This is a genomic window from Streptomyces sp. NPDC091416 (assembly GCF_044756845.1).
Classification (GTDB): Bacteria; Actinomycetota; Actinomycetes; order Streptomycetales; family Streptomycetaceae; genus Streptomyces.
On sequence record NZ_JBIVTU010000007.1, the window covers coordinates 101,815 to 118,716 of the forward strand.

At 72.9% G+C, this 16,902-nt stretch carries 16 protein-coding genes and 1 riboswitch; of the genes, 7 read left to right on the forward strand and 9 right to left on the reverse strand.

Annotated features, from left to right (window positions below; genetic code table 11):
• Nucleotides 1-24: 24 nt before the first annotated feature.
• From pknB to thiO, 4 genes are all read right to left on the reverse strand, one after another.
• Nucleotides 25-1,947 (reverse strand): Stk1 family PASTA domain-containing Ser/Thr kinase, encoded by a 1,923-nt coding sequence (pknB, locus tag ACIQMX_RS21625; RefSeq protein WP_402480293.1) that lies wholly within the window; start codon nucleotides 1,945-1,947, stop codon nucleotides 25-27.
• 182 nt (nucleotides 1,948-2,129) lie between these two features.
• Nucleotides 2,130-2,924 (reverse strand): thiazole synthase, encoded by a 795-nt coding sequence (locus ACIQMX_RS21630; protein ID WP_363070386.1) that lies wholly within the window; start codon nucleotides 2,922-2,924, stop codon nucleotides 2,130-2,132.
• 2 nt (nucleotides 2,925-2,926) lie between these two features.
• Nucleotides 2,927-3,157 carry a sulfur carrier protein ThiS gene (thiS, locus tag ACIQMX_RS21635; protein WP_363070388.1) on the reverse strand — a complete coding sequence of 77 codons (231 nt, stop codon included), beginning with the start codon at nucleotides 3,155-3,157 and terminating at the stop codon, nucleotides 2,927-2,929.
• Nucleotides 3,154-4,332 carry a glycine oxidase ThiO gene (gene thiO / locus ACIQMX_RS21640; RefSeq protein ID WP_402480297.1) on the reverse strand — a complete coding sequence of 393 codons (1,179 nt, stop codon included), beginning with the start codon at nucleotides 4,330-4,332 and terminating at the stop codon, nucleotides 3,154-3,156. Before thiO ends, thiS begins: the two co-directional genes overlap by 4 nt.
• Nucleotides 4,330-4,442, reverse strand: a riboswitch (TPP riboswitch). It overlaps the preceding gene by 3 nt.
• A 212-nt stretch (nucleotides 4,443-4,654) precedes the next feature.
• Between thiO and ACIQMX_RS21645 the strand changes: the two genes are divergently transcribed.
• From ACIQMX_RS21645 to ACIQMX_RS21665, 5 genes are all read left to right on the forward strand, one after another.
• Nucleotides 4,655-5,830, forward strand: coding sequence for an FAD-dependent oxidoreductase (locus ACIQMX_RS21645; protein WP_363070586.1), 1,176 nt, complete (start codon nucleotides 4,655-4,657; stop codon nucleotides 5,828-5,830).
• A gap of 69 nt (nucleotides 5,831-5,899) precedes the next feature.
• Nucleotides 5,900-6,265, forward strand: coding sequence for an Rv2175c family DNA-binding protein (locus tag ACIQMX_RS21650; protein ID WP_363070392.1), 366 nt, complete (start codon nucleotides 5,900-5,902; stop codon nucleotides 6,263-6,265).
• A 123-nt stretch (nucleotides 6,266-6,388) separates the two neighbouring features.
• Entirely contained in the window at nucleotides 6,389-7,042 is a 654-nt protein-coding gene (thiE, locus tag ACIQMX_RS21655) for a thiamine phosphate synthase (protein ID WP_363070394.1), read from the forward strand.
• Between the two features lie 123 nt (nucleotides 7,043-7,165).
• Nucleotides 7,166-8,083: a methylenetetrahydrofolate reductase [NAD(P)H] gene (metF, locus tag ACIQMX_RS21660; protein ID WP_402480300.1), complete on the forward strand. Its 918-nt coding sequence runs from the start codon at nucleotides 7,166-7,168 to the stop codon at nucleotides 8,081-8,083.
• A 50-nt stretch (nucleotides 8,084-8,133) separates the two neighbouring features.
• Entirely contained in the window at nucleotides 8,134-9,033 is a 900-nt protein-coding gene (locus ACIQMX_RS21665) for a hypothetical protein (RefSeq protein ID WP_402480302.1), read from the forward strand.
• 19 nt (nucleotides 9,034-9,052) lie between these two features.
• Here the strand turns inward: ACIQMX_RS21665 and ACIQMX_RS21670 are convergent, their stop codons facing one another.
• From ACIQMX_RS21670 to ACIQMX_RS21690, 5 genes are all read right to left on the reverse strand, one after another.
• Nucleotides 9,053-10,570: a phytoene desaturase family protein gene (locus ACIQMX_RS21670; protein WP_402480304.1), complete on the reverse strand. Its 1,518-nt coding sequence runs from the start codon at nucleotides 10,568-10,570 to the stop codon at nucleotides 9,053-9,055.
• A gap of 31 nt (nucleotides 10,571-10,601) precedes the next feature.
• Entirely contained in the window at nucleotides 10,602-11,219 is a 618-nt protein-coding gene (locus ACIQMX_RS21675) for a DUF4126 domain-containing protein (RefSeq protein WP_402480305.1), read from the reverse strand.
• A 361-nt stretch (nucleotides 11,220-11,580) separates the two neighbouring features.
• On the reverse strand, nucleotides 11,581-12,192 hold the full coding sequence (locus ACIQMX_RS21680; protein ID WP_363070404.1) for a TetR/AcrR family transcriptional regulator: 612 nt from the start codon (nucleotides 12,190-12,192) through the stop codon (nucleotides 11,581-11,583).
• Nucleotides 12,193-12,221: 29 nt separating this feature from the next.
• A complete protein-coding gene (locus tag ACIQMX_RS21685) occupies nucleotides 12,222-14,309 on the reverse strand; it encodes a YhgE/Pip family protein (RefSeq protein WP_402480310.1) in 2,088 nt (695 codons plus the stop codon).
• Complete coding sequence (locus tag ACIQMX_RS21690) at nucleotides 14,281-15,081, reverse strand: ATP-binding cassette domain-containing protein (RefSeq protein WP_402480312.1); 801 nt, start codon at nucleotides 15,079-15,081, stop codon at nucleotides 14,281-14,283. The genes ACIQMX_RS21685 and ACIQMX_RS21690 overlap by 29 nt, the downstream gene beginning before the upstream one ends.
• 171 nt (nucleotides 15,082-15,252) lie before the next feature.
• Between ACIQMX_RS21690 and ACIQMX_RS21695 the strand changes: the two genes are divergently transcribed.
• Nucleotides 15,253-15,780 (forward strand): SAV_6107 family HEPN domain-containing protein, encoded by a 528-nt coding sequence (locus ACIQMX_RS21695; protein ID WP_363070410.1) that lies wholly within the window; start codon nucleotides 15,253-15,255, stop codon nucleotides 15,778-15,780.
• A 100-nt stretch (nucleotides 15,781-15,880) separates the two neighbouring features.
• The gene (locus tag ACIQMX_RS21700; protein ID WP_363070412.1) at nucleotides 15,881-16,639 is read left to right on the forward strand and encodes a methyltransferase; all 759 of its coding nucleotides are present in this window, start codon (nucleotides 15,881-15,883) and stop codon (nucleotides 16,637-16,639) included.
• Nucleotides 16,640-16,902 lie beyond the last annotated feature (263 nt).

Consider the following 16,902-nt stretch of genomic DNA (forward strand, 5'->3'; position numbering starts at 1 on the left):
CGGAATCGGGACTCCAGACAGGACCTAGAGTCCCTTGGTCTTGATGGTGATGGTGCTGCCCTCGGGGGCCTGGTCGCCGCCGTCGACGGACTGGCTCGCGACGGTGTCGCTGAAGGAGAGGAACGGGCGGTCGACCTTGACCTCGAAGCCCGCGTCCTCCAGTTTGCCGCGGGCGTCGTCGACGTCCTGGCCGGTGACGTCCGGGACGTCGATCATCTGCGGGCCCTTGGAGACCGTGAGCGTGATGGTGTCGCCCTCCGCCGCCTCCGCGCCCTCCTCGATCGACTGGCGGGCGACGTTGCCCTCGTCCTCCGGGGAGTTGACCCGGCCGGGCGCGACGACGACCTCGAGGCCGGCGTCCTCCAGCTCCGCCGTGGCGTCGTCGACCGACTGTCCGGTGACGTCGGGGACGTCGACCGGGCTGCCCTTGGAGACCACGATCGCGACCGCGGAGTCCGGGTGGCGCTCGGAGCCCGCCTCGGGGTCCGTGCGCACCACCTCACCCGCGGCGACGTCGTCGTTGAACTCCTTGGTGATCATGCCGGGTGTCAGGCCGCGCTTCTCCAGCTGCCGTCTGGCCTCGGCGAGTGCGACGCCCTGGAGGTCGGGCACGGTGACGATCTCGGGACCGCGCGAGACGACCAGCGACACCGAGTCGTTGCCCCGGATCCGGGCGCCCGGCTTCGGGTCGCTGCTGATCACCGTGCCGCGGTCGACGGTGTCGCTGTAGGCCCGCCGTACGCCCTTCAGCTCCAGGCCGCTGTCCGAGAGCCGTTTCTCGGCCGCCTTCTGGCTCTGGCCCAGCAGTGAGGGGACCCGGGTGAACTGCCCGGAGTTGATGTACCAGACACCGCCGCCGACGCCCAGGACCAGCAGGACGGCGAGGACTGCCGCGATGACACCGCGGGGCGGCTTCCGGCGACCCGTCCCCGCGCGCCGGGCGGGCGGGCGCGGGGGCTGCTGCGACGGCATCTCCAGCCGGCTCGTGTGATGGGCGGTGCCCTGGCCCGGCGGCAGCACCCGCGGGATCACGCTCGTGCGGTCCTCCGCGCCGTCGCGGACTTCGGCCAGGGCCTGCGGCGGCACGGCGTCCAGCTGGGCGTCGGTGAGGCCGGCCCGGGCCACGCGGGACTCCGCGAGCAGGGCCACCGCGTCGGACGGGCGGACCTCGGGGTCACGGGCGGTGGCGCTCGCCACCAGCGCGTCCAGTCCGGCCGCGAGGCCCGGGACGGCGTCGGACGGGGCCGGGACGTCCTCGTTGAGGTGCTGGTAGATGACCTGGGCGGGGGATTCCCCGGTGTGCGGCTTGGTACCCGTCAGCATTTCGTACAGCACGACACCGCACGCGTACACATCGGCGCGGGTGTCCGCGGTGCCGTGCTCGATCTGTTCGGGGGCGAGATACGAGACCGTCCCCAGGATGGACCCGGTGGTGCTGGTGACCGATCCCACGGCCCGGACCAGGCCGAAGTCGGCGACCTTGACCCTGCCGTCGTCGCCTATCAGCACGTTCTCCGGCTTCATGTCCCGGTGGACGAAGCCCGCCCGGTGGGCGGCGCCCAACGCGGCGAGCACCGGCTCCAGGATGTCCAGTGCGGCCCGCGGCTGGAGGGCGCCCCGCTCGCGCAGCACGTCGCGCAGCGTGCACCCCGCCACGTACTCCATCGCGAGGTAGACGTACTGCCCCTGGGCACCCTGATCGAAGACCGCGACCACGTTGGGGTGCGCGAGCCGGGCCACCGACTTGGCCTCACGGATGAAGCGCTCGACGAACGAGGCGTCGGCCGCGAGGGCCGGATGCATCACTTTGAGCGCGAGCACCCGGTCGAGCCGGGTGTCCATGGCCCGGTAGACCGTGGCCATGCCGCCCACGGCGATGCGGGCATCGACGCGGTAGCGGCCGTCGAGCAGCTGCCCGACGAGAGGGTCCTGGAGGGTCGTATCCACGCAGCCGAGTCTACGAGCCGCCGCCGACACGGCCGACTGGCCGGAGCGATCCCGGGGCCCAACTGCAGCCGAGCCGTGACAGGGACATGCGATCCACTGCCGGGGAACGCGGGTGGCCCCGGGATCGGCGGGGGTCCTGGCAGGGACATGAGATCCACCACATGAGCCGCCGGGCCCCGGAATCAGAACGCGGGACGCTCCGGATCCAGCACGGCCCGGCCCGCCACCGGCGACGAGGCCTCGGCGAAGTGGCGACGCGGGATCCGCCCCGCGCGGTACGCGAGCCGCCCGCCCTCCACGGCATGGCGCATCGCCCCGGCCATCAGCTCGGGCTCCTGGGCCCGGGTCACCGCGGACGCCAGCATCACGGCCGCGCATCCCAGCTCCATGGCCAGCGCCGCGTCCGAAGCCGTCCCGGCGCCCGCGTCCAGGATCACCGGTACCCGCGCCTGCTCGACGATCAGCTGGAAGTTGTGCGGATTGCGGATGCCCAGGCCGGAACCGATGGGGGAGCCGAGCGGCATGACGGCCGCGCACCCCACGTCCTCCAGCTTCCGGGCCAGCACCGGGTCGTCGTTCGTGTACGGCAGCACGGTGAACCCGTCGTCCACCAGCGTCTCCGCGGCGTCCAGCAGCTCGACGGGGTCCGGCAGCAGGGTGCGCTCGTCCGCCACCACCTCCAGCTTGACCCAGTCGGTGCCGAGCGCCTCGCGGGCGAGGCGGGCGGTGAGCACGGCCTCGCCCGCGGTGAAGCAGCCGGCCGTGTTCGGCAGCACGCGGATGGAGAGCCGCTCCAGCACGGAGAGCACGGAGCCCTGCACGGTCGGATCGAGGCGGCGCATCGCCACGGTCGTCAGCTCGGTGCCGGACGCGGTCAGCGACCGCTCCAGCACGTCGAGGCTGGGCGCCCCGCCCGTTCCCATGATCAGCCGGGAGCCGAACACGGTGTCCCCGAGGGTGAAGAGGTCGTCGGACATGGTCAGCCTCCCTGGACCGCGGTGAGGACCTCGACCCGGTCGCCGTCGGCGAGCCCGGCCGCGGACCACTGGCCACGCGGTACGACGGTCTCGTTCAGGGCGGCCGCGACGCCGGACGCCGCGCCGGTCAGCGACGCGACCAGGACGTCCAGAGTGGTGCCGGGCGCGAGGGTGACGGCCTCGCCGTTCACGGAGACGGCCAGGGAATCGGGGAGGGCGGCGGGCTCGGTCATGCGGGCTGCTCCTGACGTACGGGGGCGGCGGGTGAGAAACGACTGGGGGAGAAGGGGCGTGCCACCTCGGGCAGTTCGCCATCGGCCAGCAGCTGCGCCATGGCGTCCCCGGTGACGGGCGTGAGCAGCACGCCGTTGCGATGGTGGCCGGTGGCGAGGTGGAGGCCGGGCAGTGCGGTGCGGCCCAGCAGCGGGGCGTTGTCGGGGGAGGCGGGGCGCAGGCCGGCGAGGGTCTCGGTGAGCGGCAGCTCGGTGATGCCCGGCATCAGTTCGTGAGCGTCGCGCAGCAGCTCGTACACACCGCCCGCCGTGACCGTGGTGTCCCAGCCCATTTCCTCGCTGGTGGCGCCGATGACCAGTTCGCCGTTCTCGCGCGGTACGAGATAGACGTGGCTGCCCCGGACCACGGCCCGCACGGTGCGGGAGAGGAACGGGGCGTAAGCGGGGGGCACGGCCAGCCGCAGGACCTGGCCCTTCACCGGGCGGACCGGCGGCAGGACGTGCTCCGGCACTCCCGCGAGCCGGCCGCTGAGGCTGCCCGCGGCGAGAACGACCTGATCGGCCACCGGCTGTGTCCCGTCGGCCAGTACGGCTCCCGTGGCCCGGCCGCCCGTGACCGTGAGCCGCTCGGCCCGGTGGCGGTGGAAGACGACGCCGGCCCGTTCGCACGCCGCGACCAGTGCGGCGGCCAGCCGTCGCGGGTCGACCTGGTGGTCGCCGTCGACCCGCAGCCCGCCGCGCACGCCGGGTGCGAGCATCGGTTCCAGGCGGCGGCACTCGCGGCCGGTGAGCCACTCCGACTCCAGTCCCGAGCGGCGTTGCAGGGCGTGGAGTTCGCGCAGATGGGCCCGGTCGTCCGCGTCGAGCGCGACCGCGAGGGTGCCGCAGGCGCGGAAGCCGATGTCCTGTCCGCTCGCCGCCTCCAGCTCCGCCGCGAACGCCGGATAACGCGCGGCGGAGGCGACGTTGAGGCCGAGCAGCATCTCCTCGCCGTAGTGGAGTTCGGTGACTGCGGCCAGCATCCCGGCCGCGACCCGGGCGGCGCCGCCGCCCGGTGCGGGATCGACGACCGCGGTGGCCAGGCCGCGCTGAGCGGCCCGCCAGGCGGTCACCAGGCCGATGATGCCGCCTCCGATGACGAGGACGTCGGACCCGTTCGTACCGTGCATACGCATGGGCGTCCAGCCCCTCCCTTCGCCGGCATGACCCGGATCAGGTTCGTACGGTCGGAGGCCGTCCAGCCTCCCTCTCAGCCCGGTGCGTCCGGGCTCCCGCGAGTGATGTGCACGGCCACCCTAATCCCCTGGCCCACGGCCCCGGCAAGGGAGCCTCCGACGCCGCGGACGCGGACACGGGAAGGCGATCCGGCGGCCGCATCACGGGAACCGACTTCCTGACGACCCGTCAGGTGTTTAAGGTGGACAGGTGGACGAGCAGACCGGACAGCAGCAGCAAGGGCCGCGGCACCGCCGCCGCGTCGTGATCGCCGGAGCGGGCATGGCGGGCGTGCAGACCGCCGTGGCCCTGCGGGAACAGGGCTTCACCGGCCCCGTCACGCTGATCGGCGCCGAACCCCACCAGCCGTACGACCGGCCCCCGCTGTCGAAGGCGGTCCTGCTGGGCAAGGCCGAGGACTCGGCCTTCGACATCGACTTCGAGGCGCTGGACATCACCCTGCGGCTCGGCCTGGACGTGACCGCGCTGCGCCCGGCCGAACACGAACTGGACACCCGGAACGGGCCCGTCCCCTACGACGTCCTGGTCGTCGCCACCGGCGCCGAGCCCCTGGTGCTCCCCGGCTCCGAGGGCGTCCCGGGCGTCCACCTCCTGCGCACCCTGGACGACGCCGCCCGGCTGCGCCCGGTCCTGGAGCGGCAGCACGACGTCGTGGTCGTGGGCGCGGGCTGGATCGGCGCCGAGTTCGCCACCGCCGCCCGCGCGGCCGGCTGCGCGGTCACCGTCGTCGAGGCCGCCGACCGCCCGCTCGCCGGCGCGCTGCCCGCCGAGGTCGCCGCCCCCATGGCCGGCTGGTACGAGGAGAGCGGCGCCGCACTCCTCACCGGCGCCCGGGTCGCCCGCATCGAACCCGGCCGCGTGGTCCTGGCCGACGGCCGCACCCTCCCGGCGGACGCGGTCGTCGTCGGCATCGGCGCCCGGCCCGCGACCGGCTGGCTCGCCGGATCGGGGATCGAACTCGGCCCGGACCGGTCGGTGACCGCCGACGCGTCCCTGCGCACCTCGCTCCCCGACGTGTACGCGGTCGGGGACTGCGCCTCCTTCCCCTCCGCCCGCTACGGCGAGCGCCTGCTCGTCCACCACTGGGACAACGCGCTCCAGGGCCCCCGCACCGTCGCCGCCGCCATCACCGCCCCGGAAGGCGACGGGCGGTCCCCGGCCTACGACCCCGTGCCCTACTTCTGGTCCGAGCAGTTCGGCCGCTTCGTCCAGTACGCGGGCCACCACACGGGGGCCGACACCCTGGTGTGGCGCGGCGATCCGGCCGAGCCGTCGTGGACGGTGTGCTGGCTGCGCGACGGCGCGCTCGTCGCCGTACTGGCGGTCGGCCGTCCGCGCGATCTGGCGCAGGGGCGCAAACTCGTCGAATCGGGGGCGGAACTCCTGCCGGACCGGGTCGCCGACCCTTCCGTGCCCCTGAAATCGGCCACGCGCTGACGGCCCGGACGGCGCCCGTACGGTCGGCCCGGGTACCGACTGTCGGTCCGGGATGGCACGCTTGTCCCCGTGACCGAGATTGACGCAAAGATCGATGCTCTCGTCCCTGCCTGGCTCCACCTTCCCGACATCGCCGAAATGTTCGGTGTCGAGGTGACGCGTGTACGCCAGCTGGTCAAGGAGGGCCAGCTCATCGCCGTACGACGTGGTGAGAACCGGGCGCTTCAGGTGCCTGCCGCCTTCATCGACGGCGACAAGGTGGTCAAGGGCCTTTCGGGGACCCTGACGCTCCTGAAGGACGACGGCTACTCCGACGCGGAGATGCTGGAATGGCTCTTCACCCCCGACCCGAGCCTGCCGGGCACGCCCGCGCAGGCGCTGAGTGAGAATCGCGGCACGGAGGTGAAGCGCCGCGCCCAGGCGCTCGCCGTCTGACCCGTTGCCGCACAGCTTCCGACCCGCTGCCGCGCGGGGGATGCGGGCCGCTCGGCGCGGCCCGCATCCGCCGCGGCGCCACCGAACCGACCGCCGTCGCCATTCCCCGGGGGGAACCGCACCATGTCCACGCCTCGCGCGCTGCTGTCCGACGCCCGGCTCTACCTGTGCACGGACGCCCGCCGGCGCCAGGGCGACCTTCCCGCGTTCCTCGACGCGGTCCTGACCAGCGGCGTGGACATCATCCAGCTGCGCGACAAGGGCATGGAAGCGGCCGAGGAGCTCGAACACCTCGCGCTCTTCGCCGACGCCTGCAAGCGCCACGGCAAGCTCCTCGCGGTCAACGACCGGGCCGACGTCGCCCACGCCATCGGCTCCGATGTGCTGCACCTGGGCCAGGGCGACCTGCCGGTCCCGGCCGCCCGCGCGATCATCGGCCGGGACGTGGTCATCGGCCGCTCCACGCATGCCGGGTCCGAGGTCGACGCGGCCGTCGTCGAGCCCGGCGTCGACTACTTCTGCACCGGTCCCTGCTGGCCCACCCCGACCAAGCCCGGCCGGCACGCCCCGGGCCTGGACCTCGTCCGCTACACCGCCTCGCTCGCCCCCGTCCGTCCGTGGTTCGCCATCGGCGGGATCGACGCGGGCAACCTCGACGAGGTCCTGGACGCCGGAGCGCGCCGGGTCGTCGTCGTGCGGGCCATCACCGAGGCATCCGATCCGGCTGCCGCCGCCGCCGCGCTGGCGGGAAGGGTCCGGGACCGCGCGGCCGTGTGACGGGGCGGGCCGTGAGGCCGTTTCGGGACAGGAGTGTCCGAAGCGTGGACAAAGAATCGGGCAATCAAGTCAAATCGCCCCAGTTCGGTTGGGAGCCCGCCGCGCCCTGGTTAACCTGCCGGTATGGCCCTTGGCACACCCTCCACCAGGACAGATCACGCGCGCACCGTGCGTGAGATGCTCGCTACCGGCAAGACCTCGTACTCGTTCGAGTTCTGGGCGCCCAAGACCGAGAAGGGCGAGCGGAACCTCTGGAACGCGCTGCGCCGGGTCGAGGCGGTGGGACCGAGCTTCGTCTCCGTGACGTACGGGGCCGGCGGATCCACCCGGGCCGGGACGGTGAAGGCGACCCAGGACATCGCCGCCGAGTCCACGCTCACCCCGGTCGCGCACCTCACGGCGGTCAACCACTCCGTCGCGGAGCTGCGCAACATGGTGGGCCAGTACGCGGACGCCGGTATCCGGAACATCCTCGCCGTGCGCGGCGACCCGCCGGGCGACCCGATGGGTCCGTGGGTCGAACACCCGCAGGGCGTGCGGTACGCGGCGGACCTCGTCCGGCTGATCAAGGAATCCGGCGACTTCTGTGTCGGCGTCGCCGCATTTCCCGAACGGCATCCGCGCTCTGCCGACTGGGACACCGACATCCGGCATTTCGTGGACAAGTGCCGCGCCGGTGCGGACTATGCGATCACGCAGATGTTCTTCGATCCGGACGCCTATCTCCGGATGCGTGACCGGGTGGTCGCTGCGGGTTGCGAAACCCCGATCATCCCCGAGGTGATGCCCCTGACGAGCGTCCGGCAATTGGAGCGATTCGCGCAGCTCAGCAACGCGACGCTGCCCGCGGACCTGAAAGAACGGATCCTCGCCGCCAAGGACGATCCCGCCGCTGTACGCTCCATTGGCATCGACTTCGCAACGCGGTTCTGCGCGAAGCTGCTCTCCGAGGGTGTCCCCGGACTGCACTTCATCACGCTGAACAACTCGACGGCGACGCTCGAAATCTACGAGAATCTCGGACTGCACAAGCAGTCGTGACCGGCCGTACCCGCCGCGACCCGGGGCGGTGGCCGTAGAAGGGGGCGGGCATGGGCTGGACGGTCCTCTACATCGCGTTCGGCATCGTTGCGCTGTGGCTGCTCGGTGAAGTGCTGCTGCAGTACAAGGCACGCCTGCGCTGGCGTCTGCTCGCCTTCACCGGCTTCGCCGGTGTCGTCGTCGGTGTGCTGATGCCGTCCGTGTTCGTCATCGCCCTCGGCGCGGTCGCGTTCGCGACAGGCCAGACGTACGTCACGCTCTCCTTCCGCCGCGGCTTCTCGACGGGCTGGGCCATAGGCGGCAGTCCCGGCGAGAGCCGGCGGCGCCGCGGCGCCGTGGCCGACCGCGAACCCACGCTCCAGGTCTCCGACCTGGAGATGGAGTACGACCACGAGGCGGCGCAGCAGCCGGAAGCCGCACCGCAGACCGGGCCGGCCGCGGTCTACGCCCCGGAGCCGCTCCCGGACGACACCGGGCAGTACGGCATCTACACCGACCACCGCCCGCAGCAGGGGCAGCACCAGGAACCCCAGCAGCCGCAGTACGCGGCGTACGACCCGTACAACGACCCCGCCGGGTACCCGGCACAGGGGCAGGACACGTACGGCGGCCAGGACACCTACGCGGCAGCCGGACCGTACGACTACGGCACGGACCAGCAGCAGTACGCCGCGTACTCCGACCCGTACATCGGCACCACCGCGAGCACACCGCAGTACGGCACGTACGGGAACGACGGCGGTTACGACAGTTACGGCAGCGGCCAGCAGTTCGCCGACCCGTACGCCCCGTCCCAGCCGTACGCCTCCGAGACGCCGCCGGGCGGCGTCTGGGTGCCGCAGCAGCGTGAGGGCGAGCAGTACCCGCCGATGCCCCCGGAGCAGCCCGCCCAGCCGACGCCGTACCCGAACGGCTACGACACGGGCTACAACGAGCAGTACCGCTACTGAGGCCGGCCGGTCACGGCCGTCACTGCGACCCGCGGAACCCGTCGCCCTCGACGATGATCCCCGCGACCAGCGCCCCGGACATCCCCGCGTGCGCAGGTCCGCCGCCCGGATGCGACCAGCCGCCCGCCAGCAACAGCCCCGGCAAGCGGGTGCGGTTGCCCGCGTGGAGCCAGCCTCCCCCCGCGCCCGCCAGCGCGGGCGCGGGGACCGCGCCGCCGGGCGCGCCCGTCTCGGCCTCGGACTCCGCGGGCGTCCGCACCGCGCTGTGCAGGATGCGGTTCCGCAGGCCGGGCACGGCCGCGTCGGCGGTGTCGATCAGGAGGTCCGCGTACCGCGCGCGCAGCGCCTCGTCCGTCCAGTCCACCGGGCCGTGCGGGGCGACGGTCGCCGTCAGTGTCACCGCCTCGTGGGCCTCGTCGGGGCGGGTCGACGGATCGTCCGGACGCAGCACCGTCACCGTGGGGTGCGTGGCGAGCCGGCCGCCGGACACCGCCTCGCGCTCCGCCGCCCCGTCCGCCGGATGCACCAGCGTCCGGTGCACGGCGTCCGCCGACCGCGCGCCGCGCAGCGACAGCAGAACCACGAACCGGCCCGTCGGCGCTGAGCCCTCCGGCCGGGGCTGCACCGTCACGTCCCCGTCCTGCCAGAGCTCTTGAGCGGGCATCAGTCCCGGGTGCGGCCGGGCCCCCAGCACCACGTGCGCGGCCTCCGCGACCGTGCCGTCCGCCAGCTCCACGCCTGCCGCGCGGCCGTCCTTCTCCAGGACCCGGGCCACCTCCGCGCCGAAGACGAACTCCACCTTCCGGGCCAGGCACCGCTCGTACACGGCCTGCGCGAGCGCCCGCATGCCGCCCAGGACGTACCAGCTGCCGAACGTCTCCTCCATGTACGGCAGCAGGGCCGTGCTCGCCGGGGCACGCTGCGGATCGAGCCCGTACGACAGCGCGTACCCGTCCAGCAGGGCGGCCAGCCGGGGGTCCGCCAGCTCCCAGGACCCGATCTCCGCCACCGTGCCGGCCCGGAGGGAGGGGCGCAGCAGCCGCCGCCGCACGGGCGCCGGATACGGGTCGCGGGTCAGGACCTGCCAGTCGGGGCGCAGCGGTTCCTCCAGGAGCGGCCGCCTCGAACGGTCCCACGCTTCCCCGGCCCGGTCGAGGAACGCCCCCCAGCTGCCGCCCGCGCCCTTGCCGAGCGCGGCGTCCAGCGCCGCGACGACCCCGGCCCGCGAGGCGTTCGGCAGGGAGACGTCCGTGCCGTCCGCGAAGACGTGACGGCTCGCCGGATCGACCTGGGACAGGGTGACGCACCGCTCCAGCGGCTCCTTGCCGGTCTTCACGAACAGGTCGCGGTAGACGGCCGGAAGATGGAGCAGACCGGGGCCCGTGTCGAACGCGAAACCGTGCAGGGCGTGGCGCCCGACCGATCCGCCGAACGTCTCCGACCGCTCGTACACCGTCACCCGGTGCCCCGCCACGGCCAGCCGGGCCGCCGCCGACATCGCGCCCAAGCCGGCGCCGATCACCGCAATACGTGCCATGCCGGCGACTCTAACGGCCGCCGCTGACACGTCAGCCGTCAGGCTGGTGGGAGACGGCCTCCGTCAGGCGCTTCTCCTCGCGCCGTTGCGCTCTGCGGCGCAGGAAGCGACGGATCCGGGAGGCCAGGAAGACCAGTATCACCAGGCCGCACGCCAGCAGCGCCGCAGCGATGGAGGCCGCGATCCACGGGTGGAATATGGCGAAGGTGACGACACCGGCGACCCCGAGGTCCTCGGCGATGCTCACCGCGATATTGCTGAAGGGCTCGGGGGAGGTGTTGACCGCCATCCGGGTGCCCGCCTTCACCAGATGGCTCATCAGCGCGGTGGACCCGCCGACGGCCCCCGCCGCGAGCTCCGGCAGCGAACCGCTCTCGCCCGCCAGCAGCGCCGCCACGACCGCCCCGGCGAGCGGCCGGATGACCGTGTGCGCCGTGTCCCAGACCGAGTCCACGTACGGGATCTTGTCCGCCACCACCTCGCACAGGAAGAGCACACCGGCCACGACGAGGACATCGGTGCGCTGCAGCGACGCCGGCACCTCGTCGGTGACACCGGTCGCGCCGAAGACGCCGAGGAGGAGGACCACCGCGTAGGCGTTGATCCCGCTCGCCCAGCCACTCGTGAACACCAGGGGGAGTACGGACACGGGGGTGATCGTAGCCAGGCGGTGCGCAGGTGCGGGAGGGCGCAGGTGCGCAGGGCTGAGTACTCGTACCTAGGACGCGAGATGAGTAGCGGCGCGGATGGGGCGCGACCTGCGGGGACGGCAGAGTGGGGACCACGGAAGGGGCGCTGCGCCGGTACCGCCGGCACGGGGCGGCGGAGCGGGTGCGGCACTCCTTTCCGAACGGGGGTGCACGGCGGAGGACTCGGGGCCACGGGGGACAACGGGGTCACGGGGGAAGGTTCTCCGGCAGCACGAAGGACGCCGGTCGGGCGGGGCTCGGGGGGATCGAGCTCCGCCGGGCCGGCGTCCTCGTACGTTCGGGACTCCCGCCGGGCCGGGGTCAGCGTCCGCTGACCCGCCCGTGCAGCAGCAGGGACAGCGCGGAGTGCACGTCGTCGATCGACCGCTCCGGCTGGAACGCCTGCCAGTCCAGCGCCGCCACCAGCACCATGCCGACCAGGGCGGCCGCCGTCAGCGGGATGTCGATCTCCTCGCTGAGCTCGCCGCCCGCCACACCCTCCCTGAGGACGCCCTCGACCACCGCGACGGCCTCCTGACGCACCACCAGCAGGGTGGCCTGCCAGGCGCGGTTGGTGCGCCACAGCTCGGCCACGTACAGCTGGGTGAAGGCCGGGTAGCGGTCGATGAAGACCAGACCGGCCCGGATCATGGCGTCCAGGGCCTCGACGCGGCTGCCGCCGCGCTCGTCGGTCTCCTCCGCCGCCGTACGCAGCGAGGAGGTGAGCAGGCCGACACCGTGGCGCAGCAGCTCCTCGAAGAGCTCGGTCTTGCTCTTGAAGTTGTAGTACACCGTGCCCTTGGCAACCCCGGCACGCTCGGCGATCTCGTCCACCGTGGTCGCCGAGAACCCCTTCTCGGCGATGAGGGTCACGGCCGCTTCGTAGAGCTTCTGCCGGGTGGCCCGGCGGCGCGTGGCGCTGCTGCTTTCCATGCTCCTGATTCTCACAGGTCCCGGAGCGCTCACAGACTCAGCTCCGGATGCAGCCGGTCCAGGGTCCACACTTGCTTGCGGCGCGCGGACACGGCGGTCAGCGCGAGCGCGCCGGCGGTGAAGGCCAGCAGCACCGCACAGCCCTGCCACACCGGGCCGAGTCCGCCGCCCGTGATCAGCCGGCGCAGGCCCTCGACGATGTAACTCATCGGCAGGTACGGATGGATCGCGTTGAAGAAGCCCGGACTCGTCTGTACGGGGTACGTGCCGCCGGCCGAGGTCAGCTGGAGCATCAGCACCGCGAGGACGAGAATGCGGCCGGCCGCGCCGAACCGGGCGTTCAGCCACTGCACGATCGCGCCGAAGCAGCAGGTGACCAGAGCCAGGAAACCGATGGTCCCGGCGGTGTGGGCCATCTGCAGACCGAGCCCCCAGTGCAGTACGGACATCAGCGCGGCCACCTGGAGGAGGCCGATCGCGGCCACGGGAAGCCAGCCCGCGAAGGCGATCCGCCAGGCGGGTGCCCCGGCGGCCAGGGCCCGCCGGTTCAGCGGCTGGATGAGCATGTACGCCACCATCGCGCCGACCCACAGGGAGAGCGGGATGAAGTAGGGAGCGAAGCCGGTGCCGTAATTGGGGGCCGCGTGGAGCGACTGGGAGGCGAGCCGTACGGGGTCGGCCATGACCTCGGTACGGGCGTCGCGGTCCTTCTTGCCGTAGTCCGGGATCCTGCCGACGCCGTCCTCGAGTCCCTCGGCCAGCGTCGCCGAGCCGTCGCCCAGCCGGATCAGGCCGCTGTCCAGGCTCGTCGCGCCCTTCTTGAGGTCGCCGATCCCGGTGTTCAGCCCGGCGGAGCCCGTCCTGGCCGTGGCCAGCCCGGTGTGCAGCCGGTCCGCCCCCTTGGCGACCTTGTGGGCGCCGGTGTTGAGCGCGTTGATCTTCTTGACCGCGCTCTCCAGGTCCTCGTCCAGACGCGGCGCGCGCTCGGCGAGGGCGTTCGCCTGCTTCTGCAGGGTGGTCAGCTGACCGCGGAGCGCCTTGAGGTCCCCGTTCTGGTTCTTGACCAGGACATTGACGTCGTCGGCCACGGCGGCGACGTCGGCCGCCGCCGTCACGGCCCGCTTCAGCGGTGCGCAGACGGCTGCATCGGGGAGCGGCTGCTCCTCGCACCGGGTGCGGTGGACCCCGGCGAGGCCGTCGGAGGCCGTGTGGGCGGCCGTGGCGGCGGTGGGCGCCGCCTTCACCAGCAGGTCGAGGTTGTCCCGCACGGTCTGCGAGGAGTCGGCGACGAGGCGGGCCGTGTCGCCGATCGCCCTGCCGTTGTCCTTGAGGAACGGACGGACGTCGGCGGCCACCCCGTTGACCTTGTCGGCGAGCAGCTGGGTGCCGTCCGCGACCTGGCGCGAGCCGGTCTCCAGGTCGCCCGCGCCCTTGTCCAGCCGCACGATGCCGCCGGCCAGCCGGCCGCTGCCGGCCTTCGCGTCCTTCAGCCCGTCCGCGAGGTCCTTCGAGCCCTTCTTCGCCTTGCCGATCCCGGTCTCGAGGTCGGTGGCGCCCTTGGCCGCCTTCGCCGTCGCGTCGTGGAGACCGGAGAAGTTGATGAAGATCCGGTCGAGGAAACCCCGGGAGGCGTTGGCCGACGCGGCGGTGCGGACCTCGGAGAACACCGTCCGGGAGATCTGCCCGACGATGTAGTTGTTCGCGTCGTTGGTGCGGACCTGGAGCGCGCCCGTCTCGGGGGAGTCGCCGGCGCTGGAGGCGATGCGCCTGCTGAAGTCCGCGGGCATGGTCAGCGAGAGGTAGTACGTGCCGTCCTCGACGCCCCGGCCGGCCTCGGCGGCGCTCACCTTGTGCCACTCGAAGACCTTGGAGTCCAGGAGCTTGCCGGTGATCTCGTCCCCGGCCTCGATGCGCTTGCCGGCGGCGGTGGCGCCCTTGTCGTCGTTGACCAGTGCGACAGGGATGCGGTCCAGGCGGCCGTAGGGGTCCCAGAAGGACCACAGGTACAGGGCGCCGTAGAGCAGGGGCAGCAGTAGGAGGGCGGCCAGTGCGGCGCGGGGCAGCTTCCCCCGGCCGAAGCGCCGGAGCTCAAGCGCGGCCAGTCTCGGCGAACGCATCCGCCGTCCCTTCGTCGTGTGCGGAGGCCGTCGGCGACAGGCGCTCCCCGGTGTTGTCGGCGCGGGCGGTGGTTCCGGTCGTGCCGGTGCGTACGGTGACGGCGTCCTCGGGGGCCTGGCTGCACACGGCCAGCACGGTCGTGCCGGCGGCGGCGAGGTGGCGCAGCAGCTCCCAGGCCTCGGCGCGTTCCGCGTCGGACAGCTTGAGGTCGGTGTCGTCCACCGCGAGCAGCCCCGGCCGGCCGATCAGCGCGAGGGCGATGGAGAGCCGCAGCGCCTCCAGCCGTTCCAGATCCCTTACGGAGGTCCGCCCGGCCTTGGGCAGCGTGGCGGTGTCGAGTCCGGCCGCCTTCAGGGCGGCGTCGATCCGGTCCCCGGCCGTGGCGACGCGTTCCCGGCGCGGCCGCAGCAGGGCTCGGAGCGAGCCGTCGAAGCGGCGCTGCAGCAGGGCGCGTTCACGAAGATGCTCGGCGACCGTGAACGCCGGGTCGAGCTCGCTGACCCCGGGCACCGGTCCCAGTGCCGCGACACGGCGTACGGCGGCGGCCCGGCGCGGCAGGCTCAGGCCGCCGGTCGAGGCCGCTCCCTCGGTGGAGCGCATCCGGCCGGTGAGGGCGAGCAGCAGGCAGGTGCGTCCCGAGCCGGACGGGCCCTCGACCGCGATCAGGGACCCGGGGGCGGCGCTGAACGTCACGTCCCGGAAAGCCCATCCGCGCGGCCCCTTGAGGCCGAGACCCTCGGCGGTGACGGCTGCCCCGTGCGGGCTGTCCACAGACCCTCCCCTGTCCCATATTTGTACTGACTGGTCAGTGCAAAAAGGTAGCCCGAACTCGCGATCGAGGCAAAAGGCCAGGTCAAGGACTGATTCGCGTCGATTGTCAGTGGGGGCCGTCACGATGGATACAGACGGCCACGAAGCCGTTACGAGACAGGAGGTTCTGTCATGGCCCACTCGTCCGCAGCAGCCGCCCCGCGACGCCGCGCAGACGGCCCTGCCCCCTCACCGACCGGCCCGGCGCACGACGTCCACCCCGTACTCCGGCGCAACACGGCGCCGCCCGCCGCCCTCGATCTCCTCGCCCAGGCCCGCGCCGGCCTCGAAGAGGCAGCTGTTCTCGACGTGCCGAACGAGCGCTACGCCACCGCTCATCTCGCCGCGCTGCGCACCGCGGCCGCGGTGCTCGCCGTCCGCGGCCGCCCCGAGACCTCACGGCGGCGCCGGGAGCGGATCCGCAGTGCCTGGGAGGTCCTGCCGGAGATCGCCCCCGAGCTCACCGAATGGAGCGCGCTCTTCGCCTCCGGTGCCCGCCGCCGGGCCCGGGCGGAAGCGGGCATACCCGGTGCGGCGGGCCGGCGCGACGCGGACGACCTGCTGCGCGACGCGGCGATGTTCCTTCGCCTGGTGGAGCGGCTGCTGGTCCTCCAGCCGGTCCTGCCGCAACCCCGCGCGGAGCGGTCCGATGCGGGATGACGGTGACGGCGGCGCGAGGCCATAGGGTGGACAGGACCTATCACCTGCGCTGTTCACGCTCCGCCCTCAGCGGCGGCACCGTGCCGAGGAGTCAACTGCCGTGTCGGACCAGCTGCGCCCCCGTGCCTCCCTCCGTACCGCTGTGGTCTGGGAGGTCCTCAAAGAGGCTCTCGAAGGCCAGGTCAAGGCGACCGGCAGGGACGTCCTGGACGTTCTGGACACGGGCGGCGGTACGGGAAACTTCGCCGTTCCCGTCGCACGCCTGGGCCACCGGGTCACCGTGGTCGACCCGAGCCCCAACGCGCTGTTCGCGCTGGAGCGCCGTGCCGCCGAGGCCGGGGTCGCCGACCGGGTCAACGGGGTCCAGGGAGACATCCTCGGCCTGTTCGACGTGGTCGGGCGCGGGGGATACGACGCGGTGCTCTGCCACGGAGTCCTGGAGTACGTGGACGATCCCGCCGAGGGTGTGCGGCACGCGGTGGAGGCGCTCCGCCCGTCCGGAGCGCTCAGCCTGCTCGCCGCCGGACTCGGCGGCGCGGTCCTGGCCCGGGCGCTCGCCGGCCACTTCACCGAGGCGCGCCACGCGCTCAGCGACCCGGACGGCCGCTGGGGCGAGGGCGACCCGGTGCCCCGGCGGTACACGGCGGAGCAGCTCACCGAGCTCGTCGAGGGAGCGGACGTCGAGGTCGGCGCGGTGCACGGGGTACGGGTCTTCGCCGACCTGGTGCCGGGGGTCCTGGTGGACACCGAGCCCGGCGCGATGGAGGCCCTGCTCAAGCTGGAGGCGGCTGCCGCCGAGCTGGCCGCGTTCCACTCGGTGGCCACCCAGCTGCACGTCCTGGGCACCAAGCGCGCCTGAGGGTCTGTCCCGCCACCGGCCGGATCGCGACGGCAGTGTGGCTGATCAGCAACGCAGCTGCAGACGGAGTACGCCCCAGCAGCCCCGATCAGGCCCTTGGCCCCGTATGATCGGGGGACACCATCCGGCATGACGGATCGGAGGTTGGGGAATCAACGCCTCAGCAGCTGAGCCGTCGTGGCGGCCCGGACTGGCTGATTGGCAATGAGGGCGGGTTTCACGGGGGCGATTCCCTGCCTATCCTGGAAGGGCCGCATACCGGC